This window comes from Acinetobacter sp. WCHAc060006 (assembly GCF_004209135.1).
GTDB classification, from domain to species: domain Bacteria; phylum Pseudomonadota; class Gammaproteobacteria; order Pseudomonadales; family Moraxellaceae; genus Acinetobacter; species Acinetobacter cumulans.
Genome location: NZ_SGSS01000096.1, coordinates 1 through 740, shown reverse-complemented (window position 1 = coordinate 740; position 740 = coordinate 1). Strand labels below are relative to the sequence as shown.

At 41.4% G+C, this 740-nt stretch carries 2 protein-coding genes; both read left to right on the top strand.

The genetic code is table 11. The features are described 5' to 3' along the window. Positions 1–315 (top strand): transposase family protein (locus EXE29_RS17345; protein ID WP_026438152.1); only part of this gene is annotated, 315 nt, incomplete at its 5' end. Beyond that, on the top strand, positions 263–733 hold the full coding sequence (locus EXE29_RS17340; RefSeq protein ID WP_039254797.1) for an IS5/IS1182 family transposase: 471 nt from the start codon (positions 263–265) through the stop codon (positions 731–733). The genes EXE29_RS17345 and EXE29_RS17340, both read left to right, overlap by 53 nt. Positions 734–740: the final 7 nt, after the last annotated feature.

Here is a 740-nt window from a genome sequence, read left to right as displayed (position 1 = left end):
ATGGTTGAGCAATTGAAGAAACATGTCCCTGCCAAAGGCAGACCGCCCAAGTTAAGCCTGGAAGACCAGGTTCTGCTCTGTCTAAGCTATTGGCGGGAATACCGAACCTTATTTCACGTTGCGACGAGCTACGGGGTTTCAGAGCCCACAGCCTCAAGAATTGTCCGTCATGTTGAAGACTGCCTGATTCGGTCCAATCTCTTTAATTTACCCAAAGATTTACCCGAGGGCGAAGGCATCGATTGGAATGTTGTGATCGTGGATGCCACAGAAATTCCAATCCAAAGGCCTAAAAAAACAGAAGAAAAGCTATAGCGGCAAGAAAAAGACCCACACTTTCAAAGTACAGGCCATCATTCATTATCAAACTCAAAAAATCCTGAGTTTATGTACGAGTCGTGGTGCCGTACATGATTTCGAACTCTTCAAACGTAACTTGAATCAGATTCCTGCAGGTGCATTTATCCTTGCGGATAAGGGTTATCAGGGAATTTATACAGTGTATCCAAATAGCCTGTTGCCATTAAAAGCAAAGAAGCGCTGTAAACTGGATTCCGAACTAAAAATCTATAATCAGGAAATCAATAAAAGAAGAATTGGAATTGAGCATGTATTTGGCAGTTTGAAAACCTTCAAAATTCTTGCTGAGCGATATCGCAATCGAGGCAAAAGACTAGCATTAAGATTCAATCTAATTGCTGGAATTTATAACTTGGAGCTGAGTGAAAAATGACTTATGA